The sequence below is a fragment of the Ningiella algicola genome (assembly GCF_028401415.2).
In the GTDB taxonomy this organism is placed as follows: Bacteria; Pseudomonadota; Gammaproteobacteria; order Enterobacterales; family Alteromonadaceae; genus Glaciecola.
Genome location: NZ_CP171821.2, coordinates 473,313 through 498,628 on the forward strand (window position 1 = coordinate 473,313; position 25,316 = coordinate 498,628).

Consider the following 25,316-nt stretch of genomic DNA (forward strand, 5'->3'; position numbering starts at 1 on the left):
AGAGGATAAAATGGATCTCGAAGCGATAATTGACGAGGCGAAAGATGCCGTAGACTCGGCAAATACGCCCGTTGAGCTTGATGCAGTGCGCGTTGCTTTTATGGGTAAAAAGGGCAAGGTCACCGATTTAATGAAAGGCCTCGGCGCGCTTTCAGCAGAACAAAGACCCGTTGTTGGGCAGCAAATCAATCAAGCAAAGCAGCAGGTACAAGGCTTAATCAATACTAAGCTTCAAATGTTAAAGGAAGCAGAGTTAAATGCTAAGTTGGCTCAGGAGTCTGTGGATGTAACACTTCCTGGCAGAAGCACCACTTCGGGCAACGTGCATCCAGTTAGCCGAACCATAGGACGTATTGAGCAATACTTTGCCGATATAGGTTTTTCAGTCAAAACCGGCCCTGAAGTTGAAGACGGCTTTCACAACTTCGATGCACTCAATATTCCCAAAAATCATCCAGCTCGTGCTGATCACGATACATTTTATTTTAATCCAGATGTGATGCTGCGCACACAAACTTCCGGCGTGCAAATTCGGACAATGGAGGCAGAGAAACCGCCGCTTCGCATTATCTCGCCGGGGCGTGTCTATCGTAACGACTACGACCAAACCCATACGCCAATGTTTCATCAAGTAGAAGGCTTGATGATAGATACGGATGTTAGCTTTGCTGAATTAAAGGGTATTTTGCATGACTTTTTGCATCACTTTTTTGAAGAAGACCTCAAAGTGCGATTTAGACCGTCCTACTTTCCCTTCACAGAGCCTTCTGCGGAAGTGGATGTCATGGGAAAAAATGGTCAGTGGTTAGAGGTGCTGGGGTGCGGCATGGTGCACCCTAATGTGCTTCGAGCAGTGAATATTGACCCTGAGACCTACACCGGTTTCGCGTTCGGCATGGGGGTTGAGCGCTTAACCATGCTTCGCTATGGCGTAAATGACTTACGCGCGTTTTTCGAAAACGATCTACGTTTTCTCAAGCAGTTTAATTAGAAGAGTAGCTAATGAAATTCAGTGAATCTTGGTTAAGAGAGTGGGTTAATCCAAAGTTAGATACTAATGCCTTATGTGAGCAGCTCAGTATGGCAGGTCTTGAAGTGGACGGTGTTGAGCCAGTTGCGGGCGAATTTTCAGGTGTAGTCGTAGGCGAAGTGGTTGAGTGTGGACAACATCCCGATGCAGATAAGCTTCAGGTAACGAAAGTTAATGTTGGCGAAGACGAGCTGCTTGATATTGTATGCGGTGCGCCTAATTGCCGCTTAGGCCTTAAAGTAGCGGTCGCCAAAGTGGGTGCAGTGCTTCCCGGCAATTTTAAGATAAAGAAAGCGAAACTACGCGGCCAACCTTCTTTTGGCATGTTGTGCAGTTTTTCCGAGCTTGGCATGGGAGAAGATCACAGCGGTATTTTAGAGCTACCCGTCGATGCGCCCGTTGGCGATGATATTCGTGATTATCTTCAGCTAAACGATCAACAAATTGAGATTGATTTAACGCCAAATCGGGCGGATTGCCTTGGCATTAAAGGTGTTGCTCGAGAGCTTGGTGTCCTGAATCAATTAGATGTGAACGAAGTAGAAGTTGATGACGCGCCGGTCGCGTCAAATCAAACTCGCGGGATAGTCCTCGATGCGCCGAAAGCGTGCCCAAGATACTTAGGCAGAGTGATCGAAAATGTCGATATGAGTGCTAGTTCACCTTTGTGGCTGCAAGAAAAGCTTCGCCGCAGTGGCGTGCGCAGTATTGATCCCGTGGTAGATGTCACAAACTATGTTTTGCTCGAGTTTGGTCATCCCATGCACGCTTTTGATAACGACTGTCTCAATGGCGATATTCATGTTCGCTTTGCAAATCAAGATGAAGCACTCACTTTGTTGGATGGCAATGAGGTAAAAATAAACGCTGATACCCTTGTGATTGCTGATGAAACAAAGGCGCTTGCATTAGCCGGTATTTTTGGTGGGCTTGACTCTGGGGTCACAGAATCAACAAAACATATATTCTTAGAATCTGCTTTCTTTAACCCTGACGATATTTTGGGTAAATCACGTCAGTACGGCTTGCACACAGATGCTTCTCATCGTTATGAAAGAGGCGTAGACCCCAGTTTACAAATGCAAGCGATGCAAAGAGCGACTCAATTGTTGCTTGATATTGTTGGGGGTGACGCCGGGCCTGTTGTTGAGGCTGTTTCTAGCGAACACTTACCTCAACGAAATAAAATTACCTTACGCCAGCAGCGACTTGAACGTGTGCTAGGGACAAAAATCCCTTCAGAGCGAGTTCAAGACATGCTGGAACGTTTGGGAATGGACGTTGAAAGCACTGAAACAACCTATACCGTTGTTGCGCCTTCATATCGCTTTGATATTGCGATTGAAGAGGACTTAATTGAAGAAGTGGCGCGTATCTACGGTTACAACAATATCGAAAATGTTGCGCCCATCGCGCGACTTTCAATGAATCCACATCCTGAAAAGCAACTTGAGCTAAATACTCTCAAACAAGTCTTGCTTAGGCAGGGGTTTCAAGAGGCGATTACATACTCGTTTGTTGATCCTAAAAAACAAAGTGCGCTTTTTCCAGACATGCAAGGTTTGGTATTGCCACATCCTATATCAAGTGACATGTCAGTAATGCGAGTCAGTTTGCTACCCGGCTTATTGAGCGCATTATCCTACAATCAAAAACGACAGCAAAACAATGTGAAGTTGTTTGAAAGTGGCTTGGCGTTTCTGCCGAATGCAAATGAAAAGACCAAAGTGAGTCAAATACCTATGCTTGCAGGTGTGATGTCTGGTAACACAAACGACGAGCATTGGGGAAAAGAAAATCAAGCGATTGACTTTTTTGATGCTAAAGCGGTTGTTGAGCAATTAGTCGCGTTACGCGCAGATAGCTCACAAGTAAGCTTTGAGGCAGATACCTGTAGCGCTTACCATCCTGGCCAGTGCGCAAAAATATTGCATGATGGAAAGCTAGTAGGCAGAGTAGGGGCGATTCACCCTCAGCATCAGAAGGTGCTTGGTTTAAGTACCAAAGTCTACGCGTTTGAGCTAGAGCAAGGCTTTTTGAGTGATCGAAAACTACCCTCAATTGACGCTATTTCTAAGTATCCAGTGAACAGAAGGGACATTGCAGTAACGGTTGATGAGTCTGTAGAAATAGGTAAACTACTAAAAAGTATTGAAAAAATTGGAATATCTAATCTAGTTGACATAAACTTGTTCGATGTATACCAGGGTCAAGGTATTGAACCTGGCCACAAAAGCTTAGCTATTTCGGTATGGCTGCAAAGCAAAGAGAAGACACTCGAAGATTCAGATATTCAAAATTCTGTCGATATTGTGGTTAGACATTTACAGGATCACTATAGTGCAACGTTGAGAGACTAATCAAATGGCATTAACCAAAGCTGACATGGCTGAACACTTGTTCGAGAAGTTAGGTATTAATAAAAAAGACGCGAAAGATCTCGTTGAACTCTTTTTCGAGGAAATAAAAGAGTGCTTAGAGTCTGGTGAGCAGGTGAAGCTATCAGGCTTCGGGAACTTTGATTTACGCACTAAGAATGAGCGCCCCGGACGTAACCCAAAGACTGGCGAAGATATCCCTATCAAAGCGCGTCGTGTGGTGACATTTAGACCCGGACAGAAGCTGAAAAGCCGAGTTGAGAATTTACCCGTTAAGGATTAGTTCTGGGTTTGCCTTAGCATACGAACACTCTTTAAAACGCCGTTGTATTACGGCGTTTTTTGTTTGTATGTTTCATACGTCTTTTAATGTAACAGGATTCAGATTACTCTAATCTCAGCTCGGAATACCAAATGGCTCCCAAAATAATACCTAATCGATCCCTTGTTTTCACTTCAGTAATGATTGCCTGCATGATGATAAGTGCATGCTCCGAGCAAGCTCATAGCAACAAAGACGGGTCAGAGCAGCCTCCAGCTCAATCTGATGCGAACAATCAAATCATTGCACAACCCTTACTTAGCCTTTCAGAATTACTCAGCGCAGACGATGTGCAAAAAGGTCTGGCCAGCGCAGCAAAAGATAATAATCAAACAGAAATCAAACAATGGCAATTAAGGCTGCTTGATGCTGCCAAGCAGGTGAATTTAGCGCCCTCGGAGCTAAACCAAATATCGGGAGACCAAGGACTTGCGTTTTTGACCTTCCATGGAATGAAAACGAACTTCAAACAAGAATTTGAACAGGTCTTTATTTCCTTTGAAGACCCAAGCGTCGTGTATGCTAAATACCCGGCATTTGAGTCCTTAAAAGCTCAATCCGAAGCGCTTATCGTTAAGCGCGATAATTTGATAGCGCAAGCATCAGCAGTGTTGCAGCAAGAGGGGCTAAGCAAGCAGCAAGCAGATGCCGAGGCGCGAGCCCAATGGCAGCAGGCAATGCTAGAGCAAATGTCAGCGACACCAGAAAAGCTTAATTAAATTGAATTTCGTGTTCAATCTCTTGCGGCATTAGCGGCGTTAACGCACCTTGAGCGTAATCATCAAAGCCTGCTCTGAAGTACTTCGACAATGGATGCATTGATTGTCCCCCTGGCAAAGTTAAAACGGCGTTTTCGGGATTACCAGGTCTGACAATTAGCCTTTGCGACGCACCAAAGCTTCTGCCTTGCACAGCAGGCATAAAGCTGTCACCAAAACCGGCAACTTCGGGCATATTGAATAAAGAAGCAAAGGGTCCTAGGCTCGAAGCAAAAGGGTGGGTGATTTTCAATGCATTTACCTTCCCCCATTCCAAGCCTGCAAGGTTTTGTGGATTTGCATCATGATCTTTAATCAATCGCTCCCTGGTTTTGTCATAGACAGAAAGCAGCAGTGCATCAAAGCTATCAAATTCATTAGGTAGCCAGCTTTGAGGTTTCTGCTGAAGCACTTGCCATACAGCGCCCTCTATTTTTCGCGTTGAATGACGCAAGCCAAGCTCGTGCTTTTCTAAAGCAGTGTCGACAGGTGAAAACAAACGTTTAATCAACGCACTTCGATAGCGACGAACTAAGGTATAACCAATAGATCCTTCGCAGGCGCAGGCTTTCCAAGTATTTAACGCGGCAATATCGGCTGCGTACTTTTGTGGACTATTGGAAAGGGTTTGCAAAAGCAGGTTATGCCAAGGGCTCAAAAAAATTGCACGATTGTCAAACTGTAGGGCATTAAAGCTGGCCTCATCAAATTGCTCATTCTCCAAAAGCCGATCGAGAATTTGGCGTTGTCGTGCGCCTAGTGCATATCCACCGTCACCATAGCGGGCAAGGTCTGCTGTAGAAATGACGCGAGCGTTTGCGCTCCAGACTCTGTGATTACTGGGATTTAGGACGAACGCGGGCGAAGTGTCTTGTTGCAGCCATTTTGTATCATATTCACTTTCTTCTACGGCAATCAGGCTTGGCTCATCACGAGCGCTAATAGCGCCGGTAAGTTGCCAGGCAATGCTTCCGTTTGCATCAGCAACCACCATGTTTTGAACGGGAATGGCGATCGTTTTTGCAAGTTCAAGGGCTTCTTCAGCATTGTCCTTAAGGGGCATGTCCATTAAATCCATATTGACAGCGTATGGCATTAACGCCACCCAGCTCAACGCATATTTTTCGCCGCCTAAGATCCTGATTGGACCAAATTCGCTCATGCCGATTGCAAGTGAAATATCTTCATGATCCTTTACCTTTATCGACTCTAAAACGGTTTCGACAGGCGTATTCGCTTTGAGCCTTACCCAATCCACGTTGTCGACATTCGAGTTAGTAAACCCCCAGGCGATATGGTTGTTGCTACCTGCCACAACTAAGGGCGTACCCGGAAGAGACACACCCGTCACCTGAATAGCTTCAGGAAGCTTTCCATAGTGTGTTACCGCCTGATAGTTGAGCTGGGCACGATACCAAATAATCGGCACGTTTAAACCTAGGTGCATATCAGAGCTCATCATTGCACTGGCAGAATCCGTTAAGTGTCCACTTACCGCCCAGTTGTTACTTCCTATATCTTGTGTTTCATGGTCTTCAAACTTAGACCTTAGTTTGCTCGTGTTTGGTGTGGATTGTGCGCTTGCTTGTTCGTCCAAGACTGGAATTTCAGGTTTGGGCGCGCTAACAATGCTTAAGTCAATTGCGGCTTGATAGGGACTAACCTGATACATGAAATCGAGCATTGCAGGCCCGAACTCTTTTACAATTGCCGTATTTTCATAGTCTCGCTCAACTTGTCCGCCTTGTAAGTCAATATACATACTGAAGGTTGCCAAAATGCTGTCAGCAGGCGTCCAGGGCGCCATGTCCGAGCCAGTTAGTAAAAACTCAAAGCCAGGTGAGCCGTTTTCATCAATAAAGTGGTTTACGCCATTGGCATACTGCCTTAGCAGCTTCTTTTGTTTAATGCTTAGTGTTTCGATAATCATATCGGCGCGCTGTCTGAATTGAAAAAAACGCGTCTGCTTATCTCTCTCTATGGCGATTTCACCGAAAAGCTCAGCTAATTCTCCAGCCGCGCTACGCCTTAATAAATCCATTTGAAAGAGTCTGTCCTGAGCGTGAGCGTAGCCGAGCAAAAATGCCGCTTCTGATTGATTACTGGCGGTAATTATCGCGGTGCCTAATGCATCGCGCTGAATCTTGCCCGGCGCGCTTAAATGTTCAGATTGCAACTGTGAGTCTAATTCGGGCAAGCTGCTCCAAAGGGTAAAATAGCCACCTGCTAGTGCAAGTAGGATCAGAAGTGTAAGGCCAATAATGGTTATTTTAATGAGTCGCATCTATCTCTCAATAAACGATGTTGTTAGCGCTTTCTACCGCGCACCTTTACATATACTTGTCGCACGCTAGACTTCGATATCGTTTTCATCATGGATATGATTAGCCCAGCGAGCAAACACAAAAAAATAATCAGATAAGCGATTGATAAACTGCATGGATGTACTGTCTATGTCGTGATGGTGGCTTAATGTAACCAGCTGTCTTTCTGCACGCCTAGCAACCGTTCTCGCAACATGTGCTTGAGCTGCAAGTTCGTGGCCGCCGGGTAATATAAATTTCGTTTGTGGTGCCAACTTGTTCTGCATTTCGTCAATTGCTTTCTCAAGACGCGTTGTTGAATCAGCGTCAAGCGTTGCACTATCTGAAATAGCAAAACCAATGCTAAATATGGCACGCTGAATGAATTGGAAGAGTTGAACTACGTCGTCGCCAAGCCTATCGCCACCGGTTAGCATATTTGCTTGCTTCGCTTTAACCGCTAACAGGCCAATGTGAGCGTTAAGTTCGTCTAGGCTTCCATAACACTCAATTAAGGCATCGTCTTTAGACACCTTGAGCACTTGCTTTGCATAGACTTGGGTTGTACCGCTATCACCTTGTTTAGTGTAGATTTTCATTTTCACACTCTTTTATTAAAAGATATTGTAGAAGGTCTGTGGACTGAAGTTTGTGAATATCTAAGTTAATCGACCACCTAGTCAGCGTTTGTAGAATCAATGCGCGGTACTTCGTAGCGCTGAAGACGAACCACCACGCCAAATGCAGGATGATCAAAATAATGGATTTGTTTACTGATAATGCGCCTTCTTTGCTGGGATGGATAAACCAAAAGTTCCGGCTGCCCATCTGTGTCAAGCGTCACTCTGTAATGCTTGAACTGGCTATCTATATGTAAATAAGGCACTCTATTCACGTAATCTAAGTAAACCTTAAACAAGCCCTCTAGTTCATGATGTGCGAAGCTCTGGGAGGCTTGGTTATCGCCTGGTTCCATCTCTTCGTCAACTTCCCAGTCGATTTGCCTTAACTGACCGGCTTCTATGGCACTAAGCTCGGCATCTAATGTAGACAAGACGTCGCTTACTGAGGGGGATTGAGCATTTTGTTCAGCCCTTGATACGCCCTGATCACCTGCTAAGGAACCTCCTGTCATATTTGCCATCGCACTGTCTTTTAACTTTTCAAAAAAAACATGCTCCACAAAGGCTTGGCTTGCATATATGTTTTCACTCATGGTGTTTTGTGATTCAGTTGCTTGCTCGCTTTGTGCGGCGTTTAAGCTATTTGAGCGTGACACCACTAGCGTATCCGACACAATTTCATCTAAGCCAAATAGCTGTTCTACTGTCTTGCTATCATGCTCGTGTTTTAAAAGGCGGCCGCCGTATATCTTGTAGTAGTCCGCATTCTCTTCTCCAAACACAACGGGCTGTCGCCATGCGGTATAAAGAATAGGAGAGATATCGCGCTGGTTGAATACTTGCCTTGCGTAGTCTTCAAGGTATTTTGATTCGTTACGTAAAAGCCCGTGGGTTGCAAATTGATAGTCAGAATTTGCAAACAAAGCTCGGGGAACATCACTAAAGGCCTGGTACTGTAGCTCATTCACACAACTAAGCTTGGCTGGGGGGGCGCTTAGCAAAGGGGTCATAATTGCTTCCACCGCGCTTTGGTGAGCACTAATGAACTCTAGCGTTTCATTAACAGCAAAATTAACAGCAAAAGATGGTTCAGAATCGTCAAACTCCGTTCGAAGCGCTGTAGCATGACCTAACATGTCTTCGCTTGAGTGCTCAGTTTCATCTTCTCTTTGCTTAATACTGATAAATTGGTCTGCGCTTTGGATTAAGCTAGTCATTGCATCGTTGTCTAGGCTTAACGCCATAAGAGCGTCGTCTACTGCTGAGGTGCCTGTTGCTAAGGTGGCTTTCTCCACATGCTCTTTTGAACAGAAAGGCAAGTTCGCCATCAGGCGAAAATTGGGATTACTTTGTTGATATAGATGAGGCCCGATGATGTCAAAAGGGATGGCGTCGCTAAACTCAAAATCAGAAAGACTGAAATCTTCTTCTTGATTGGGCAGCATTTCTCGCTCAAAGGCGATAAGCTCCACATCAAACCACCACTGCGAGTCTAAGGCTTGCGCGAGACCTTTAGTTTGCGGATAGAGTATGCCAACGCCAATACAGCAAAGCAGCATTAACTTATTGCGAAGATGGGTGTTTGCCTGGTGCCTTTGAGCCATCACTTTCCTTTGACACGTTCTTTTGATAAATCCTCTAATAAAGATTGTACCAAGTCTAATCGCTGCTTGTTAGCAGAAGTTTTTTCCAGCACGCGCAGCCGCTGTGGCCCGTCAAACTTGAAGCGATTCGATTGTGTTTGAATGAGACTGATCAAATAGCCCGGGTCAACACGCGTTTCCTCGCTAAATTCAATGGCACCCCCAATTTCACTGAACTCAATTTTTTTGATGCCTAAATCGTTGGCAATGACTTTTAGTTTTCCAATTGCCACCAAATTCTTCGTTGCGTCAGGGAGCAGGCCAAAACGGTCAATCATTTCAATTTGATAGTCATCAATATCGTCATTGTTTTTGCAGTTTGCCAGTTTTTTATATAGCGATAAGCGAAGGTTTACATCGCCCACATAGTCATCAGGTATAAGGGCAGGGATACGCAGTTCAATTTCTGTTTGCTCACCCAGCGCATCCGTCAAACTTGGCTCTTTGCCTTCTTTTAAGGCTTCAACCGCTTTTTCTAACATTTCCATGTATAAAGAAAAGCCAACGGCGTTGATTTGACCTGACTGGTCATCACCTAAAAGCTCACCTGCACCGCGAATTTCTAAGTCATGCGTAGCAAGCGCAAATCCGGCACCTAAATCCTCCAGCGAGGCAATGGCTTCAAGGCGCTTAACAGAATCTCTGGTCATGCGTTTTGGGTGTGGCGTTAGTAAATATGCATACGCTTGATGATGTGATCGCCCAACTCGGCCCCTAAGCTGATGTAATTGCGCTAGGCCAAGATGATCGGCTCTATCCATGATAATCGTGTTAGCCGTCGCTACATCTATCCCTGTCTCAATAATCGTGGAACAAACCAATACATTATAACGCTGATGATAAAAGTCGTTCATCACCGTCTCCAGCTCACGCTCACGCATTTGACCGTGACCAATCGCGATACGAGCTTCTGGCACAATGTCTGATATTTCTTGTGCGGTTTTTTCAATGGTTTTGACTTCGTTATGAAGGAAGTACACCTGACCTCCACGCAGTATTTCACGCATGATGGCCTCTCGAATGACTTCGTCATGACGCCTTTGCACAAAGGTCTTCACCGCCAGGCGTTTGGCTGGCGGTGTGGCGATAATCGATAGGTCTCGCATGCCGCTAAGCGCCATGTTTAGCGTTCGCGGAATAGGCGTGGCAGTGAGGGTCAAAATATCTACATCTGCGCGCAGGGCTTTGAATTTTTCTTTTTGGCGCACTCCAAAACGATGCTCTTCATCAATAATCACTAAACCTAAGTCTTTAAACTGAATGTCGTCTTGCAGCAACTTATGGGTGCCAACAATAATATCTGCTTTGCCTGCTCGAATGCGCTCAATGGTGAGCTTTTGTTCTTTGGGGCTGACAAAGCGCGAAATAACTTCAATGGTAAACGGGAACTGAGAGAATCGATTTTTAAAATTTTCATAGTGCTGCTGTGCTAGCAAGGTCGTTGGTACAAGAATGGCAACTTGCTTAGCATTCGCTGCTGCAATGTAGGCGGCGCGCATCGCAACTTCGGTTTTACCAAAGCCAACATCACCGCATACTAAGCGGTCCATGGCATTTGGCGACCCCATATCTTGCAAAACAGCGTTTATTGCACGTGCCTGATCATCCGTTTCCGTATAGGGAAAGCTGTCGGCAAAGCTGTTGTATTCTTGCCAGTCTATAGGATAAGCGTAGCCCGGTTTAGCAGCGCGTTTGGCATATATGTCGAGCAATTGTGCGGCTACATCGCGTACTTTATCAGCAGCGCGTTTTTTCGCCTTAGACCAGGTATCATTGCCTAAATGATGAAGCGGGGCATGTTCTGCGTCGCCACCGCTGTAGCGGCTTATTAGATGCAAGGCTGAAACGGGCACGTACAGCTTTGCTTGTTTTGCATATTCAATGCACAGGTATTCTGTTGTAATCCCCCCGGCATCGAGGGTTTGTAATCCGATAAATCGGCCAATACCATGCTCATAATGAACAACTGGAGAGCCCTCGGATAATTCTGCCAGGTTTCGAATAATCGCGCTTTCATCCACTGCGCCCGGGCGTTTTGTGCTTCGTCGTTTTGCAACTTTATGGCCGAGTAGTTGCTTTTCTGTTATTAGCAACATGCCAGCACTATTATCTGTGCATTTAAAGCTATCTTCTAAGGGGCCTATAATCATCGACACGGGATGTTGTTTAATATTCTCGAGTGAGAACACCTCAAGGGCGTGCGGCTGTATCTTGGCTTTGGCCAAAATATCGAATAGCGCTTCTTTATGCCCTGTCGATTCAGCGATAAAGACCACGGGCTTTGAAGCAGATTTAGCCTGTTTTACCTCAGCTTGAATGGCTTGGTAGGGATTAGTCGCGCTCACATCAATGCCAATATTTTCTACTGCCTCGCACTTAAAATTGGCAAAACCTTTGCTCGGGCTTCCGCTTTTTGATGACAACTGCATGCTAGGCCACTGCTTTAACATGCTCTGCATGTCTTGCGTGCTCAAATACAGGGCTTCTGGTGCTAGCAATGGCCGGGCGAGGTTGAATTGATATTGCTCGTAACGATTGTGTAAGTCATGCCAAAACTTATCGGCAGCGCCTTGCAGGCTTTCATCAAATACAAACACACTGTCTTGGTGAAGATAATCAAAAATTGTTGCCGTTCGTTCAAAAAACAGTGGGAAATAGTATTCAACGCCGCCGGGCATCGTTCCACGGCTGACCTGATAGAAAACCGATTCTTGATCCGCATTATTCGCATTGGGAAAGGTGTCAAGATATTGCGTTCTAAATAGGCTAATGGCCTCTTTGTCGGTTGGAAATTCGCGAGCCGGCAATAAGCGGATTTCGTTAATTGCTTCTAATGAACGCTGTGAGCTTGGGTCAAAATAGCGAATGGAATCAATTTCATCATCAAATAAATCGATTCTAAACGGCTGGTCGCTTCCCATGGGGAACAAGTCGATAATCGAACCACGTACACTGAATTCACTGTGCGACATCACTTGCGAGACGTGCAAATACCCGGCTTTTTCTAAATTCCGTCGAAACTGGGCTGGGTCAAGGCTTTGTCCATTTTTAAGATAAAGTAGATGTTGTCCTACGTACTCAACCGGCGCTTGTCGCTGTAAAAAGGTGTTGATTGGAATAATAAATACGCCAGCTTGTTTTTTACTCAACAAATAAAGCGTTTCGAGCCGTTTGGAAACAATATCTTGATGGGGCGAAAATGCATCGTATGGCAAGGTTTCCCAATCAGGAAATAAATGCACATCAATACCACTAGCCGTGCTTGTTGCCTGGCTGCTAAAAAAGCGTATCTCTTTTTCTAACTGCAAGGCTTCACTTGTATCTTTGGTTACGATTACCAGCGGCCCAGAGTGGCGCGAAGCGGCGTTTGCAAGTGCAAGGCTTTTACTCGCGCCGTGGAGATTACTCCAGCGGATATGATCAATGACTTTACTGGATGAAGGTAATAGCGCTAGGCGCGGTTCAAATAAGGACATCTAATTAGTTTCGACTTAAATTAATATATGGCTTGGCTTATCAAGTTTGAGGCTTGGTGTGTCACAACGATTGTCAGTATTTTCTCTAGAGACTCACTCGGACGAATTATTCTTACGCAATTGTGCGGTTTGTAGATGCAAACTGGCACGAACTAAGAGCTCTTGGTCTTCTTCCCGAATTAAAGTGTAGGCATAGCTGACTTCGTAGCGTGCTTTATCCTCGCTCGTCGATGAGGCATCTTCAGTGCTTTGCTGTTCACATGCAATGACCTGAGCGATGCAGTAAACCGCTGCAGATTCGCTTTCTAAGAAGAGTTTGACGATAGCGTAGCTGCCAATATCAGAGGACCTTGTGCTTTCAATCACCACTCCGCCGCCGCCGAATTTAAGTGCAGTTGCGCGGTGTGCTTCTTCGTCTTGTTGTTGCAGGATGTAAGACAGCATCAAGTCCATCTTTTTTGCCTGCATCTGTAAATAATCCACTAGATCTTCAAATTTTTCGCCCATGTTTCGAAATGGCCTGAGCGCCTTAGATTCAATTTCAGACATCTCGGATGAAATTTTAAATGCATAAGGCATGGATTGCTCAAAGGCCTGCATTGACTGATTAGCTTGCTCAGGACTAATCGCAATCACATTGGTTTTAATGGGATGTTGGATAAGATAAAAGGCGTTAAATTGTTCAATCTGTTGCTTCAAATTTTCCAATTTCATTCTCAGTCTTATTTTTATTATAAGTGTTCTTATATTGTGAGGATATTGGTAGTAAACTCATACCAGAAGAAAGAGCACTTTCCGTTTTTGTTATTTTAACACTAAAAAATAAGTATTTATGCCTGTTTCTCAGTTTATTGCTTGGCGATATTCACAATCAGCTTCCAGTAAAAGCTTTGTCGCGTTCATTAACCGTTTTTCGGTAATTGGCATTGCGCTAGGTATTGCTGCTTTGATCATTGTTTTATCGGTCATGAATGGCTTAGAAGGGCAGCTAAAGAAACGAATTCTCGGTATATTGCCTCATATTGTCGTTTCTCAATCCTCGATTGATACAACAGCATCTCTTAATGAGGTACTCAATAGCGAAACGCTTGCAGGCTTGGTAAATGGACAAGCCCAATACGCCGAGCGCGAGGTGATTGTGCAGTCGCGAACGGAACTCAAAGGGCTTTTATTACAAGGTGTAGACCCTCAAGTTTCGGTGGCTAACTCCATTATTTCTGACAATATGGTGCGCGGGCGCTACGCAGATTTACAGGCAGGAAGCTTCAATGTTGTGATCAGCGAAATTTTAGCCCGCCAGTTTGGCGTGAGAGTGGGTCAAAGGTTACGCGTAATATCCACCGGGCAGAGTATATATACACCGCTAGGCAGAGTGCCAAGTCAGCGTATGGTGACGGTCGCTGGCTTGTTTAGCGTAAATTCTGAGATGGATGATAAGGTAATTATCATGAATATTGATGATGCCGCGCGCCTGCACCGCAAAAAAATCGAGGACTTCACAGATACTCGACTTTACCTTAGCGACGCATTTGAATTTCAAGCGGTAAGTGATGCACTCAGCCAAAACGGTTTCGCCTTTAGAACATGGAGAGAGCGACAAGGGCCATTGTTTGATGCGGTTAAAATGGAAAAGAACATGATGGTGCTGATGCTGATGCTGGTGATTGCTGTAGCTGCCTTTAATGTGATTTCGGCGCTAGTGATGGTAGTTGCTGAAAAGCGATCTGACATTGCTATTTTACAAACTCAAGGTCTTGAACGCGGTGATGTGCTTCAAATATTTTTATTAAACGGCGTGTTTAATGGGCTAAAAGGCGCAATTGCGGGCGCAATCTTAGGCTTACTCTGCTCATGGCAACTCAATACGGTGCTTTCATGGTTTAATACGGGTTTAGCGTTTGGCGAAAATGGCCAAGGTTTGCCTATAGATATTCAATGGCAGCAAGTGAGTATCATCGCACTAGTTGCGCTGATGCTGTGCGCAGTAGCGTCTATCTATCCTGCGTATAAAGCGGCATCGATTAATCCTGCAAACAGCTTGCGCAGTGAATAGTCGTGAACATGTTTTTATCGGCAACAGCCATCACAGCACAATAGAACAATTACAGAAACAATAAGGCGTACAATTAGTGAATAAAGTATTCATCAGTTCACCCGATTTACTGCGCGACTCATTTAGAGTGGCGTCAATGGCGTATAAAGATGGCTTCAGGCCCGACTTTATTGTGGGCATTTGGCGAGGTGGTGCGCCCATTGGTATCGCCGTTCAGGAGTTTTTTGAGTATAAAAATGCGCCCACCGATCATATTGCAGTGAGAACATCATCCTATTACGGGATTAATCAGCAGTCTAAAGAAATCAAGGTGCACGGCCTTCATTACTTGATTGAAAACGCCAATGCCGACGACAAACTGCTAATTGTTGACGATGTGTTTGATTCAGGCCGAAGTGTTGAAGCACTCATCAAACAGGTGAATACTTTGATGCGTTTGAACACCCCGAAAGATATTCGCATTGCTACCCCTTGGTACAAGCCTAAGAACAATAAAACGGAAATCATCCCTGATTATTATGTACATCAAAGCGATGAGTGGCTGGTGTTTCCGCACGAGCTGTCCGGGCTAACGAAGGAAGAAATTAGCGCGGGTAAAGAAGAGCTAAAAGACATTTTTGATATTCTTATAGATTAAAGCCTGTGTTTGCGAGCTTAGACCCTCGCAAGACCTACTTTCCGTCTAGATAGAATTTATCTTCAAAGGTGTACACCAAATCGGGCTTGTATACGATTAGACATGTCATGGTCATCCCGTTGAAGAAGGCTTCAGGGAAGGCCATTAGAATGGTCATTTGCGCGTAGTTGTACTCAATGACATCCCAAGTATACAAACCTTCTAGATAATAGTAGCCGCTTAAGCTGAGCATTTTTAGTACGATGCTAATTGCACCTGGAAAAAACGCGCATAAGAAAATATAGATAAACAAATGTCGATACATTTTATGAAAGGTCAGCATGTAAACCAAATAGGTGAATATAATGGGTAAGAAGACACCCAATAAGCCATTCACCCCCAGCATTTGATAGCTTTCTTGACCAATCAAGGTACTTGCGAGCAGCACTGCGCTTGCGCCAATTAGCGCCCACCGCAAGCCCAATACCAGGGTAAGCGAGGTTAGCCATAGAAAGTGCATGACTAGGCCATCGTAAATACTGACTCGAAACAACCATAAAACAAAGACGCAGGTAATCGCGCCAAACACTTTATGCTGAAGGGACTTATCGCTTGCCAGCTGTTTAAAATTGGTTTTGCTACAGACATAGGCCAAGCCAATAATGTAAAGGCAGAGGCTGATCACTTGCAGTGTCGTCAAGACGCATCCCTAAAATGGAAGGTGTTTATCAATTAGCCTTAGTCTAACAAATTCCGAGAATAATTCTGCCCTCGAACATTGAGAAAGTACTTTTATTCTATATTATCTGGCAACAGTGATGTGCACTCACAAGCAGAGATGATTCAATTGAGCCTAAACTTTAGAAAACGCTTCCCTTTTTACCATAACGCAACGCCCATGGTTTATCTCGACAGCGCGGCGACTACGCAGAAACTCGATAAGGTGGTAAGCGCGGTGCATGATTTTTCAAGTAAGCGTAATGCAAGCGTGCACCGCGGCGCTTATCCCTTGGCGAACGCCGCCACTAAAGAGTATGAGCGTGCTAGAAATGAAGTGGCACATTTGATTAGTGCAAACGAAGCATCTGAAATTGTGTTTACCAGCGGCGCCACCGAAAGCATCAATCTCATCGCCAATGGCCTAGATAAAGCTCAGCTAAACGGTAATAAAATACTCATTTGCGAAAGCGAGCATCACGCAAATATTTTGCCTTGGCAGGCATTGGCGAAGCGTCTGGGAATGCAAATTAGCATTCTAAAGCTTGACCGTTGCAGGCGAAGCGGCCTGGTATTTACTGAAACGACTTTTCAACGCTGGTTAAGTCAAATAGATGACGATACCGCCATATTGGCGTGTGCTCATGTGTCAAACGTACTCGGCGTTATTTATCCCGTTCCAAGTCTGTGTGAACAAGCCAGCCGCGTGGGCGCACTGAGCGTAATAGACGGTACACAGGCGGTTGCGCACATGTTGGTCAATGTGCAGCACATTGGCTGTGACTTTTATGTGTTCAGCGGGCACAAAATGTATGCTCCGACGGGCGTTGGTGTGTGCTGGGGGAAGTATGAGAGACTAGAGGCGCTTAGCCCGAGTAAATTGGGCGGTGAAATGGTTTCTAAGGTTTCATTTTCTGGCTACACGGCTCAGCCACCACCACTTAAGTTTGAAGCGGGCACGCCGAATATTCTCGGCGTAATAGGATTACGTGAAGCAGCGCGTTTTATACGTGAAAATACCCAAGATATTCAAGCGCATGAAACGCAGCTTTTGGGATACACACTGGCCAAGCTAAAAGCCCTTTCAATAAATTGTTTTTCTTATTCAAGTGTGAGAAGCGATGAGCGTGCAGAGCACTCGCATATCGGAATTATTAGCTTTGTACCAATTGACGTAGACAGCGACGCACTTGCCCACAGTTTATACGCAAAAGACATTGCGTTGAGGTATGGTCAGCACTGCGCCATGCCATTGGTGGATGCGCTGGGGATGAAGGCCTGCTTGAGAATATCCCTTGCTTGCTATAACACACAAGCCGATATTGACCAGTTTGTCGACGCATTAGAAAGGGCTATCAACGAGTTAAAAAGCCTAGCGAATAGTGATCAACTTGAGCCCCAAGACGCTGAAAATGCTTGGGAGCAACACCTAAAGGATGCAAATAACTGGTCCGAAAAACATCGGCAGTTGCTCTTATTAAGCAAACAACTCCCTAGCTTACCGAACGCATTGCGCAATAAAGATTCAGAAGTGCACGGCTGTGAAGCACAGGTTTGGCTAAAAAAACAGGGCGATACTTTATGCGCGCACTCTGATAGCAAAACCGTACGGGGTATACTTGCAGTGTTATTGTTAAAACACCAAGCGCTTGCGAGTGCCGATAGAAAGCGCTTCGACTATTCACAGTATTTGCGCGAGCTTGGATTAGAGAACTATTTCAGCGCTGGGCGTAAGGATGGGATTCGAAATATTATTAACAGGCTAGAGCAGGGCGCGTGAACAAGGTTTCAAATTACGGCTATTTGTATTCTAAAGTTGGAAAGTTTGTATTTTTAGCATGCGGAGGAATTGCTGTTTTGTGCGATAGTTGGTTCGCAGGTTTTATTGTTTAGCCAAATGATTCTTTGCAATCCGGACGTTCGACTTTAAATTGGGCAAGGCTCTTTAGTACGTAATTCGGACCGTCGTTCTGATATGGTGATTATGGTTGCAACCATCGAATGCGGTCGTTAACACTAATGTCTTATACACTGCTTTACTGGCTCATTAAACAGTCGAAAAAGAACCAACTCCTCAACTTGGGTGCAGCAAGTATTTTTTGTAGATGCTCTATCCTTAAGATTGCTCTTGAATCGTGGCATAAAAAATCTGACAAAGGAGTAAAAAAATGCACCTGTTGCATAGTTCAGCTAAACTGCTTATTTTTCAAATGATTTCACCACGCTTGGAATACTAAGCTGTGCGTATAAGACTGAATTTAGTTTGGCAAGACGGCATTACAATCTTTTAAAGGTAATTGTTATGATAAAACCTACCTACTTTTTTATAGGCTTTCTCAGTAGTGTCATCTCGCTGTTTTGTCTGCAACCTCAGGCTCAGCCTACTGATTTCGAAAGCTACGTAACCAGAGTCCTGATAGACCGAGAAGTAGCTGGCGCTAGCATTGCACGCATTGAAAATGGTCAGATTGTTGAGCAATTTGCCTTCTCTCATCCTGATGTTAAAGAAGATCATGTGAAGCCTGACACCGTCTTTCAGGTCGGCTCGATTTCAAAATCCGTTGCTGCTTGGACGGTGATGACACTGGTACGTGATGGCAAAGTTGAACTTGATACGCCCGTAAGTCATTACGTCGAAAAATGGCAGCTCCCTGCATCCGAATTTGATGCTGAACAGGTAACTGTCAGACGTTTACTTTCCCATTCAGCAGGTTTGAGTTTACACGGTTACCCCGGATTTCCTGAGAGCCAGCCTTTACCCAGCACCGCTGAGTCTTTGTCCGGGCAAACAGGTGGTTCAGGAGATGTCTATATTATTCAGGAGCCGGGTGCTGGCTTTCGCTATTCGGGTGGTGGATTTACCCTACTACAGTTATTGGTTGAGGAAGTGACTGGAATGCCTTTTTCGGTTTATGCAAATCAAAGTGTGCTCACACCTTTAGGAATGACCAGCAGCAGCTATGCACCGGATGATTCACTTAAAGCAAGACGCGCATTGCCTTACGCCGTGTTTAATCTAGTGGACTATTTTCATTTTCGTGCTGAAGCCGCTGCCAGCCTACATAGTACCTCTGGAGATTTAGCAAAATTCGCCCTTGCTAATATGACTTCCAACTCTGTACTTAGCATGGAACTGGTCAATCAGCTGCATACCCCAGTCGTTTTTAATTCCAAGGTTGGTGTGGGCATGGGCTTTTTTATTGACCCAGAAGCTGGGCTGGTTGGACACAATGGTGCCAATCAAGGTTGGCGCGCCAATTTGATCATGTTACCAGACACTAATTCAGGATTAATAGTATTAACCAATAGTCAACGTGGTGGGGTTTTAGGCTATGAAATCAGATGCTACTGGGAAGAACACTTTTCCAGAGGAGCACTCAAACAAAAGTGTTCCGAAGGGATACAGAGTTATAACCAGAGAGTGCAACTGCATTTGACAATTGCGTCCGTTTTATTTTTGAGCGGTCTGCTTTTGATCATTGGACGAGTTATCTCGCTCGTAAAAGGAAAGACTCTTTTCGCGATGCCAGTAACAAAACGTCGTTGGTTCTTTTTAGCACTGTTTGTAATAGCATTGATAGGCGGTAAGGTAGTGCTCGAAAGCTCATTTGGCGCAAAGTTGATGTCTGGCATGTCCACCACACTGACAGCAATGCAGCATGCCCCAGAGGGCATTCCTGAAATTTGGTTGTGTTTGCAGTTTTTATTGTTGTGTCTAATAGGTTTTACGTTTGCACGTAAAATCGATAATGCGTAAACCGTTCTTTAATTACAAATTGATGAGTCTACGTCCAAATTATCAAACTTGTCAGATTTTAAAACTTGTTAAGTATAAGAAGTGAATGGCTAATACCGAGTTAGTTTTCTCATTTAGTCGTTTTCTTTTAATGTAAAAACTACGACCTTCCCTTGCCTGTTTGAGCCGGTAAATGCAGGCTGTGAGGCAAAAAAGTACGTATGGCAGACATTTAACCTTCACCATAAAGACACAGATTATGGTTTTTTAGTCAAGACGAGTGTTACTATGAAGACTCAACAATTTGCTGATAGTTTCTAACGGCGCCATTGGAGATAAAATCGATTTTGTTTAAGGGGAGGATTACAGAGCGATTTACACTACCAACGCGATTGAGTTTTTGAACAGCGTTACTCGTAAAGCAATCAAGAAGCGGAAGATATTCCCTAGCGATGATTCGGCCAAGAAAATGGTCTACTTGGCCGTCACTGAGGCATAAAAAAAATGAACAATGTCAATTCACAACTGGCGCAAGGCAATGAGTCGTTTTATCATTTAGTTCGGAGACCGCCTGGAAAGACATATTCACTAATGGCAGTTACACAGAATCTGCTACAGGCTCCAGATTTGTGGCCAAAAACAGTTGACCAATACGCACACGACTAAGCGTTTAGGCTTTTCAATGACGCTTCGCAGGCCAAAAATAGCCTAGTGAACGAGCCTTTCTTCACACCGTGAGGCACAGTTCTGTTAGTAGAATTGAAATAAGCAAAATCCTTAATACCTTCTATACATAAAAGTTCTTCGCCGAAATAGTTAGGTGCATGTTTCACGTTATAGCGATGGTGTATGAAATCAGCGAATTGTGCTATTGCAACCTCATTCCAATTACCTATAACCTCTTCCCAGTGACTAATTGGTAGTAAGTTTAAGAACGGTTCTGATCTCTGGTTTAATTTGTGCTTTTCTGCTTCTTTCCATCCGTGAGTAAGAGCTAATGAAAAGCCTTTTATATCGCTTTCATATGTGTTCTTTTCTAACCTAGAAATTACCAATTCTACTATAGGTTTTAATTTAGGGTTGATAAACAAAGAGAAAGCGAGGTGTTATGAAAACTCTAATCATAGTTGTATTGTCTGTCGTTGTTCTTTTGGCGCTTGTTTTTGTTTGGGGTGCTACTTTACCCACTACAAAAAGCGTGAGTAAAACTATACAGATTAACGCCCCCGTCGAAATAGTTTGGGAAACAATGAGTGACTGGAAGGGCCAGGAGAAGTGGCGTAGTGACGTAAAATCAGTTGAAATATTGGACGAAAGATCATTTAAAGAAATTCCAACTAATGGACCAGCGGTTGAATTTGAAATTGTTCGATTAGAGACTAATAAAATAATAGAGCTTAAAATGTCGGGGCCGTTTAAAGGTCATTACCTCGCTGAATTTTCAGATAATAATGGAGCGACAACCATAAACATTTCCGAAACCATCATTCAAGAATCAATAATTGGAAGGATCCTATCAAGGTTGTTTTTTGATTTAGAGGAATTTGTAGCTGCTTATTTTGGCCAACTGAAATTGGAGGTTGAAAGATAACAGAAAGACGGCTCATTAATTACAACGTTACCAATAAGTTCATTAACAAACCATTTCTGTTTGGTGGTCATAATCACAAAGCTGGCAGTCCGCTGCTTGTCTTAAACTGCCAGCCAAACGCTTGTCCTGGATGTTTGCAACACAAGATTTTCGACGAATAGAAGCAAACATTCCAACCAACTCATGTTTTTACCCATTACCTGCAAATTTTCAAATTCCAACCCTAGAATCTAAATAACCCAAACTACTTTGGCTCATAGTCACCCTGCAAAACCCGCTTAAAAAACTCACCTTGCTCTGATGGGGTATAGTTCCAATCGGTGATCATAACGGGCGACCATTGCGGGTCAAATACCCAGCCTGTCCATGAAATGCCGCGTTGGTGCATGTAATCGACTATCATCGGTCCGTAGCTACCGTTATCTTTTACCGGAATGTGCGCGCCATAGCCATCTGGGCTTACCCAGCCAAGCTCGGTCACTATTATTGGATATGTTGAAGCGACATGACCAAACTTCCTGTCCCACAGGGGATACAGCGTGTCTTTGTTTCGAGGATTAGGTCTTTCTTTTTGCGGGTAGGGGTGGGATACATACGCCACGTTTTCACGCGCGACTGGGTCGGCTAACACGGGTCGTAAATCATAGGCCCAATCAAAGCCCGCTACTAGCGAGATGACATCTTTATCGTGAGCGTGAATGACATCAATGACTTTCTCGTTAAACGCTTTCCATACTGGCCAGCTCGCCTTACCCGCCTTTCCGCCAATATCTGTAGGCTCATTAAAGATTTCATATACGGCCACTGTCGGCACACCTTCATATCGAGCGCTTATAAATTGCCAAAACTGCAAGGTTTCTTGTTCGTCTGTTTCGTACATTGGGTGTTGAAACAACCCGCTTGGTAAATAGCCAATGCTGTGCCAGTCAATAATGAGGTAAATATCTAAATCATTAGCCCAAACAACGGCTTCATCGAGCACTTTGGCATATTCGGCTTGTCCCATCATGCGCCAACCAATAGGGTGAATCGGAAGGCGTATGGTATTCACTCCCCATTCTTTTAGCTCTTCAAAAAGGCCTTTGTTCCATTGACCAATCTTGAGCAAGCGATCGGGAGCGGCGATATTCATTCCTTTAAATAAGAATGTGTTACCTTGCTCGTCTACAAAGCGATTCCCATCCACGCGTATAATCGGCCGCTGCTTTAGCTCACTTGCATCAAATGGCGCTGCACGGGGAATTTCCCACCAAGCCACTGCTTTATCTGCATCGCTTTGAAAAGCATTGGCAGTCGCAAGCGAAAGTAAGAGGGATAAACACAAAAAGGTATTGGTAATGCCTTGAGTCATAAGTCGAGCTTCAGTTAAAGAAAAACACTTATACTGTAGCGCAGTTATTTCAATTGCTTAAGCACTTTCCATGCTTCTGTTTTGGGTAGGCATGCTTTGAGGGGCAAGACCTTAAACTTGTTGTATCTTACGCTTTGGCTTGTTGTTTCAACATGCGATTCATCCCATTCCACACTAACACTGCAAGTGACTCCAAAGTCTTCTTTGATGTAGTTTATCTTAAGTTTGTCGCTTTTTAGTAGTACGGCTGAATACGGATAGGAAAGCGCCATGGCGTCATCAATCACTATCTTTTGTTGTGCATGCAGGTGCGTGGAAAACGCGATAAGAATTAAGGTGAAGGCCTTAATTAAATCATTTGTGCGGTTAGTGTTGTGATTTGTAGAGAACATATTTATGCCTATGGAGAAGGTTATGTATACCATAAGCCTATTGCGTGATGTGACCTCTCGCAATCAATAAGAATTTATCTATAATTAAGAAAAAGTAAAGTATAAGGTTCAGTATGCTCAAATCTAGACTGCCTCCATTGAAATCGCTACATTTTTTTAGAATTGCTGCACAAAAAGCGAATTTTAAAGAAGCATCAGAAAGCTTAAACGTGACGCAGGCTGCAGTGAGTCAGCAAATAAAGTTGCTAGAGGACTTTCTTGGTATTGCCCTATTCACTAGAAACAACCAGTCTACTAAGCTCACACTCGAAGGGGAGAGACTTCAACCTTTCATCGAAAGAGGGTTTACATCCTTCACCGAGGGTGTGGAGTTGGTGCATGGAGATACATCTCCTAATACATTGAAAATATCAGCTATTCACTCCTTTACTTCTATTTGGTTGATGCCCCGTTTGCCCGCCTTTCAAGCAATGCATCCCAATATTTTAGTCCAAATCAATCCGAGCAATAATTTAGTAGACTTTGCGAAAGACGATATCGATGTGTGCATTCGAATGGGCGGGGGAGGCTATCAGGGGCTGTCTGAAAAAAAACTGTTTAATGATCATTTAGTGCTGGTGCTCAGTCCGACATTATTAAAAGACAAGGTGATAAGCACGCCCGCAAATGTGTTTTCGTTACCGTATATTCAAGATCCCAGCCCTCAAACCCAAGCTGTTTTTGAGCGCGTTTGTAATAAGTTCGATGTTGATCCAACTTCCCTAGCCATTCCTATTCGTACCGATAACTCGATGCTGCTTATTGAAAATGCACTTGCGGGCCGAGGCTTTACCTTTGTGAACCAAGCTTTAGTTGCAGAGCATTTACGAGACGGCACGCTAATAACTGCATTGGGTGTATCTGAGCCAAGCCCTTGGGCGCTATATCTGGTTGCTCCGCCGCACCACTTTTCTCGCAGTAAGGTAAAGCTGTTTGAGCAATGGCTCTGTCCTCAATTAGATGCTAGGCGTTCTTAGCTTCAATCCATTGGCTCATGTATTTGTGGGTCTGTAAGCTGTGATGGGAAAGCATAATTTGCATAAAATTATTGCTCCGCCGATTTTGTAAGTTGCGATAGCTTCGCTCGAGTGAATCTACCAGCTTTTGAGCATTTGATTGCTTATCAAAGTTATGCTTTTCAACCTCCATACATAAGTCTTCAAATGATGCTCGACCCATCGAGTAGGCTTCAATAGCTTTATCGATAAAATCTTGTTCGGTTGAAACCACTGCACCTGGCCAGCGCTCATACTCAATGCCTTCGGCTCCAATTGGCGTGGTAATGGAAGGTAGCTTACACAAAATTGCGTCTCTCAATTTTCCTTTTACGCCAGCGCCAAATTGGATTGGAGCAAGCATGACTTTTGCCTTGGAGAGTACTTCAAATTGACACGGTGCATGTCCATGCATGTGAATGCCTTTTTTGGGGGCGTTTAGTCCCTTTATTTTGGGAGGCATGTACGCGCCATAAATGTGTAAGTCAGCATCGGGAAGCGATTCTCTGATGCCAGGCCAGATTTTGCGGACTAGAATGCGCACTGCATCAATGTTTGGCGCATGCCTAAAGTTTCCAATGCTGATGAAATCGTGACTTGCATTATGTTGGCTTGCTGAGCGTTTGCTTTCGTCATCAATGTCATGACTGATATAGCCAACTTGGTGAATGATACATTCTGATAGATTAAAATGTTCAACAAGCAGGGATGCTTCAAAGTTCGATAGCGTAAGCGTTAGGTCACATCGAAATATACACGCCATCTCCCTAGCGCAAAGTTCGCTGTATAAAAATTCCCGTGATGATTCGTCTAAGATTGAATTTGGTCGCAGGTATTCAGCGCTACTTGGTGAATAGCCCTGCGCTTTGTATAGTTGATGCCTTGCATGGCGCAAAAAATGCAAATCCTCGCAATCGAGCACTCGCATGGCGTGTGGCGCCGCTTTCATCACTCGCCAACCAAATTGCTCTTCCGTTAAAAAGCGATCAAATATCACAATGTTTACATCAAGCTCAGCGACAAACTGGTTGAAACTATCACAGTTGAGTTTAATCTGGTGACATTGAATTTGGCCCGGCTTGCTGTCAAGTAGTGTTAGGTCGGTTGACATAGAGCCTTGTTGCGCAGCGCTTGCAAAATGCACTTTGTAGCCTGCGTCCAACAAGGTGCGAACATAACTCACAATGTTTTGTCCTGCCGCCGTCGCGTTTGTTTCGGGCCATATAAAGCCAATAAATAACACGACTAAGTTTTTATCGAGAGAATCTTGCATCTTTGTCACTTATGCCTTTC

General features: G+C 44.3%; 20 protein-coding genes and 1 pseudogene. 11 read left to right on the top strand and 10 right to left on the bottom strand.

Annotated elements, in window-relative coordinates; genetic code table 11:
* Positions 1-10: 10 nt before the first annotated feature.
* The 4 genes from pheS to PN836_RS02125 all read left to right on the top strand — a co-directional run bounded on the left by pheS (position 11) and on the right by PN836_RS02125 (position 4,449).
* A complete protein-coding gene (gene pheS / locus PN836_RS02110; protein WP_395342946.1) occupies positions 11-991 on the top strand; it encodes a phenylalanine--tRNA ligase subunit alpha in 981 nt (326 codons plus the stop codon).
* 11 nt (positions 992-1,002) lie between these two features.
* Positions 1,003-3,390, top strand: coding sequence for a phenylalanine--tRNA ligase subunit beta (gene pheT / locus PN836_RS02115; protein WP_395342949.1), 2,388 nt, complete (start codon positions 1,003-1,005; stop codon positions 3,388-3,390).
* Positions 3,391-3,394: 4 nt separating this feature from the next.
* The gene (locus PN836_RS02120; RefSeq protein WP_395342952.1) at positions 3,395-3,691 is read left to right on the top strand and encodes an integration host factor subunit alpha; all 297 of its coding nucleotides are present in this window, start codon (positions 3,395-3,397) and stop codon (positions 3,689-3,691) included.
* A gap of 191 nt (positions 3,692-3,882) precedes the next feature.
* Positions 3,883-4,449, top strand: coding sequence for a hypothetical protein (locus PN836_RS02125; protein ID WP_395342954.1), 567 nt, complete (start codon positions 3,883-3,885; stop codon positions 4,447-4,449).
* Here the strand turns inward: PN836_RS02125 and PN836_RS02130 are convergent.
* From PN836_RS02130 to PN836_RS02150, 5 genes are all read right to left on the bottom strand, one after another.
* Positions 4,442-6,772, bottom strand: a complete 2,331-nt coding sequence (locus PN836_RS02130; protein WP_395342956.1) for a penicillin acylase family protein — start codon at positions 6,770-6,772, stop codon at positions 4,442-4,444. The genes PN836_RS02125 and PN836_RS02130 overlap by 8 nt on opposite strands.
* A gap of 66 nt (positions 6,773-6,838) precedes the next feature.
* A complete protein-coding gene (locus PN836_RS02135; protein ID WP_395342957.1) occupies positions 6,839-7,390 on the bottom strand; it encodes a cob(I)yrinic acid a,c-diamide adenosyltransferase in 552 nt (183 codons plus the stop codon).
* Between the two features lie 77 nt (positions 7,391-7,467).
* Positions 7,468-9,018, bottom strand: a complete 1,551-nt coding sequence (locus tag PN836_RS02140; RefSeq protein WP_395342960.1) for a CsiV family protein — start codon at positions 9,016-9,018, stop codon at positions 7,468-7,470.
* Positions 9,018-12,533 (bottom strand): transcription-repair coupling factor, encoded by a 3,516-nt coding sequence (mfd, locus tag PN836_RS02145; RefSeq protein ID WP_395342962.1) that lies wholly within the window; start codon positions 12,531-12,533, stop codon positions 9,018-9,020. The genes PN836_RS02140 and mfd overlap by 1 nt, the downstream gene beginning before the upstream one ends.
* 93 nt (positions 12,534-12,626) lie before the next feature.
* Entirely contained in the window at positions 12,627-13,247 is a 621-nt protein-coding gene (locus PN836_RS02150; protein ID WP_395342964.1) for a PilZ domain-containing protein, read from the bottom strand.
* A 118-nt stretch (positions 13,248-13,365) separates the two neighbouring features.
* On the opposite strand from PN836_RS02150, the gene PN836_RS02155 reads away from it, so the two are divergent.
* Both PN836_RS02155 and PN836_RS02160 read left to right on the top strand, forming a co-directional pair.
* Positions 13,366-14,586: a lipoprotein-releasing ABC transporter permease subunit gene (locus tag PN836_RS02155; protein WP_395342966.1), complete on the top strand. Its 1,221-nt coding sequence runs from the start codon at positions 13,366-13,368 to the stop codon at positions 14,584-14,586.
* 76 nt (positions 14,587-14,662) lie between these two features.
* Positions 14,663-15,223: a phosphoribosyltransferase gene (locus tag PN836_RS02160; RefSeq protein ID WP_395342969.1), complete on the top strand. Its 561-nt coding sequence runs from the start codon at positions 14,663-14,665 to the stop codon at positions 15,221-15,223.
* Positions 15,224-15,257: 34 nt separating this feature from the next.
* On the opposite strand, the gene PN836_RS02165 is transcribed toward PN836_RS02160, so the two are convergent.
* Positions 15,258-15,902, bottom strand: a complete 645-nt coding sequence (locus tag PN836_RS02165) for an energy-coupling factor ABC transporter permease (RefSeq protein ID WP_395342970.1) — start codon at positions 15,900-15,902, stop codon at positions 15,258-15,260.
* 120 nt (positions 15,903-16,022) lie between these two features.
* Between PN836_RS02165 and PN836_RS02170 the strand changes: the two genes are divergently transcribed.
* From PN836_RS02170 to PN836_RS02180, 3 genes and pseudogenes are all read left to right on the top strand, one after another.
* Complete coding sequence (locus PN836_RS02170) at positions 16,023-17,699, top strand: aminotransferase class V-fold PLP-dependent enzyme (RefSeq protein ID WP_395342972.1); 1,677 nt, start codon at positions 16,023-16,025, stop codon at positions 17,697-17,699.
* A 522-nt stretch (positions 17,700-18,221) separates the two neighbouring features.
* Positions 18,222-19,676: a serine hydrolase domain-containing protein gene (locus tag PN836_RS02175; protein WP_395342974.1), complete on the top strand. Its 1,455-nt coding sequence runs from the start codon at positions 18,222-18,224 to the stop codon at positions 19,674-19,676.
* A gap of 346 nt (positions 19,677-20,022) precedes the next feature.
* Positions 20,023-20,214 (top strand): annotated as a pseudogene (locus tag PN836_RS02180) (transposase); the annotation flags it as partial.
* Between the two features lie 103 nt (positions 20,215-20,317).
* Here PN836_RS02180 and PN836_RS02185 read toward each other — a convergent pair.
* Positions 20,318-20,746: a hypothetical protein gene (locus PN836_RS02185; RefSeq protein WP_395342976.1), complete on the bottom strand. Its 429-nt coding sequence runs from the start codon at positions 20,744-20,746 to the stop codon at positions 20,318-20,320.
* A 17-nt stretch (positions 20,747-20,763) separates the two neighbouring features.
* Between PN836_RS02185 and PN836_RS02190 the strand changes: the two genes are divergently transcribed.
* Complete coding sequence (locus PN836_RS02190) at positions 20,764-21,246, top strand: SRPBCC family protein (RefSeq protein ID WP_395342978.1); 483 nt, start codon at positions 20,764-20,766, stop codon at positions 21,244-21,246.
* Positions 21,247-21,490: 244 nt separating this feature from the next.
* Here the strand turns inward: PN836_RS02190 and PN836_RS02195 are convergent, their stop codons facing one another.
* Both PN836_RS02195 and PN836_RS02200 read right to left on the bottom strand, forming a co-directional pair.
* Positions 21,491-22,597: a glycoside hydrolase family 5 protein gene (locus tag PN836_RS02195; protein WP_395342979.1), complete on the bottom strand. Its 1,107-nt coding sequence runs from the start codon at positions 22,595-22,597 to the stop codon at positions 21,491-21,493.
* A 44-nt stretch (positions 22,598-22,641) separates the two neighbouring features.
* Complete coding sequence (locus PN836_RS02200) at positions 22,642-22,989, bottom strand: hypothetical protein (RefSeq protein ID WP_395342981.1); 348 nt, start codon at positions 22,987-22,989, stop codon at positions 22,642-22,644.
* A 113-nt stretch (positions 22,990-23,102) separates the two neighbouring features.
* Between PN836_RS02200 and PN836_RS02205 the strand changes: the two genes are divergently transcribed.
* Positions 23,103-24,005: a LysR substrate-binding domain-containing protein gene (locus PN836_RS02205; RefSeq protein ID WP_395342984.1), complete on the top strand. Its 903-nt coding sequence runs from the start codon at positions 23,103-23,105 to the stop codon at positions 24,003-24,005.
* Here PN836_RS02205 and PN836_RS02210 read toward each other — a convergent pair.
* Complete coding sequence (locus PN836_RS02210) at positions 23,992-25,296, bottom strand: glycosyltransferase (RefSeq protein WP_395342986.1); 1,305 nt, start codon at positions 25,294-25,296, stop codon at positions 23,992-23,994. The genes PN836_RS02205 and PN836_RS02210 overlap by 14 nt on opposite strands.
* Between the last annotated feature and the right edge of the window lie 20 nt (positions 25,297-25,316).

What these genes read in the sequence shown, in the direction of transcription:
- pheS (WP_395342946.1), top strand. Translation starts at nt 11, where the DNA reads ATGGATCTCGAAGCGATAATTGACGAGGCGAAAGATGCCGTAGACTCG.
- pheT (WP_395342949.1), top strand. Translation starts at nt 1,003, where the DNA reads ATGAAATTCAGTGAATCTTGGTTAAGAGAGTGGGTTAATCCAAAGTTA.
- PN836_RS02120 (WP_395342952.1), top strand. Translation starts at nt 3,395, where the DNA reads ATGGCATTAACCAAAGCTGACATGGCTGAACACTTGTTCGAGAAGTTA.
- PN836_RS02125 (WP_395342954.1), top strand. Translation starts at nt 3,883, where the DNA reads ATGATGATAAGTGCATGCTCCGAGCAAGCTCATAGCAACAAAGACGGG.
- PN836_RS02130 (WP_395342956.1), bottom strand. Translation starts at nt 6,772, where the DNA reads ATGCGACTCATTAAAATAACCATTATTGGCCTTACACTTCTGATCCTA.
- PN836_RS02135 (WP_395342957.1), bottom strand. Translation starts at nt 7,390, where the DNA reads ATGAAAATCTACACTAAACAAGGTGATAGCGGTACAACCCAAGTCTAT.
- PN836_RS02140 (WP_395342960.1), bottom strand. Translation starts at nt 9,018, where the DNA reads ATGGCTCAAAGGCACCAGGCAAACACCCATCTTCGCAATAAGTTAATG.
- mfd (WP_395342962.1), bottom strand. Translation starts at nt 12,533, where the DNA reads ATGTCCTTATTTGAACCGCGCCTAGCGCTATTACCTTCATCCAGTAAA.
- PN836_RS02150 (WP_395342964.1), bottom strand. Translation starts at nt 13,247, where the DNA reads ATGAAATTGGAAAATTTGAAGCAACAGATTGAACAATTTAACGCCTTT.
- PN836_RS02155 (WP_395342966.1), top strand. Translation starts at nt 13,366, where the DNA reads ATGCCTGTTTCTCAGTTTATTGCTTGGCGATATTCACAATCAGCTTCC.
- PN836_RS02175 (WP_395342974.1), top strand. Translation starts at nt 18,222, where the DNA reads ATGATAAAACCTACCTACTTTTTTATAGGCTTTCTCAGTAGTGTCATC.
- PN836_RS02190 (WP_395342978.1), top strand. Translation starts at nt 20,764, where the DNA reads ATGAAAACTCTAATCATAGTTGTATTGTCTGTCGTTGTTCTTTTGGCG.
- PN836_RS02195 (WP_395342979.1), bottom strand. Translation starts at nt 22,597, where the DNA reads ATGACTCAAGGCATTACCAATACCTTTTTGTGTTTATCCCTCTTACTT.
- PN836_RS02200 (WP_395342981.1), bottom strand. Translation starts at nt 22,989, where the DNA reads ATGTTCTCTACAAATCACAACACTAACCGCACAAATGATTTAATTAAG.
- PN836_RS02205 (WP_395342984.1), top strand. Translation starts at nt 23,103, where the DNA reads ATGCTCAAATCTAGACTGCCTCCATTGAAATCGCTACATTTTTTTAGA.
- PN836_RS02210 (WP_395342986.1), bottom strand. Translation starts at nt 25,296, where the DNA reads ATGCAAGATTCTCTCGATAAAAACTTAGTCGTGTTATTTATTGGCTTT.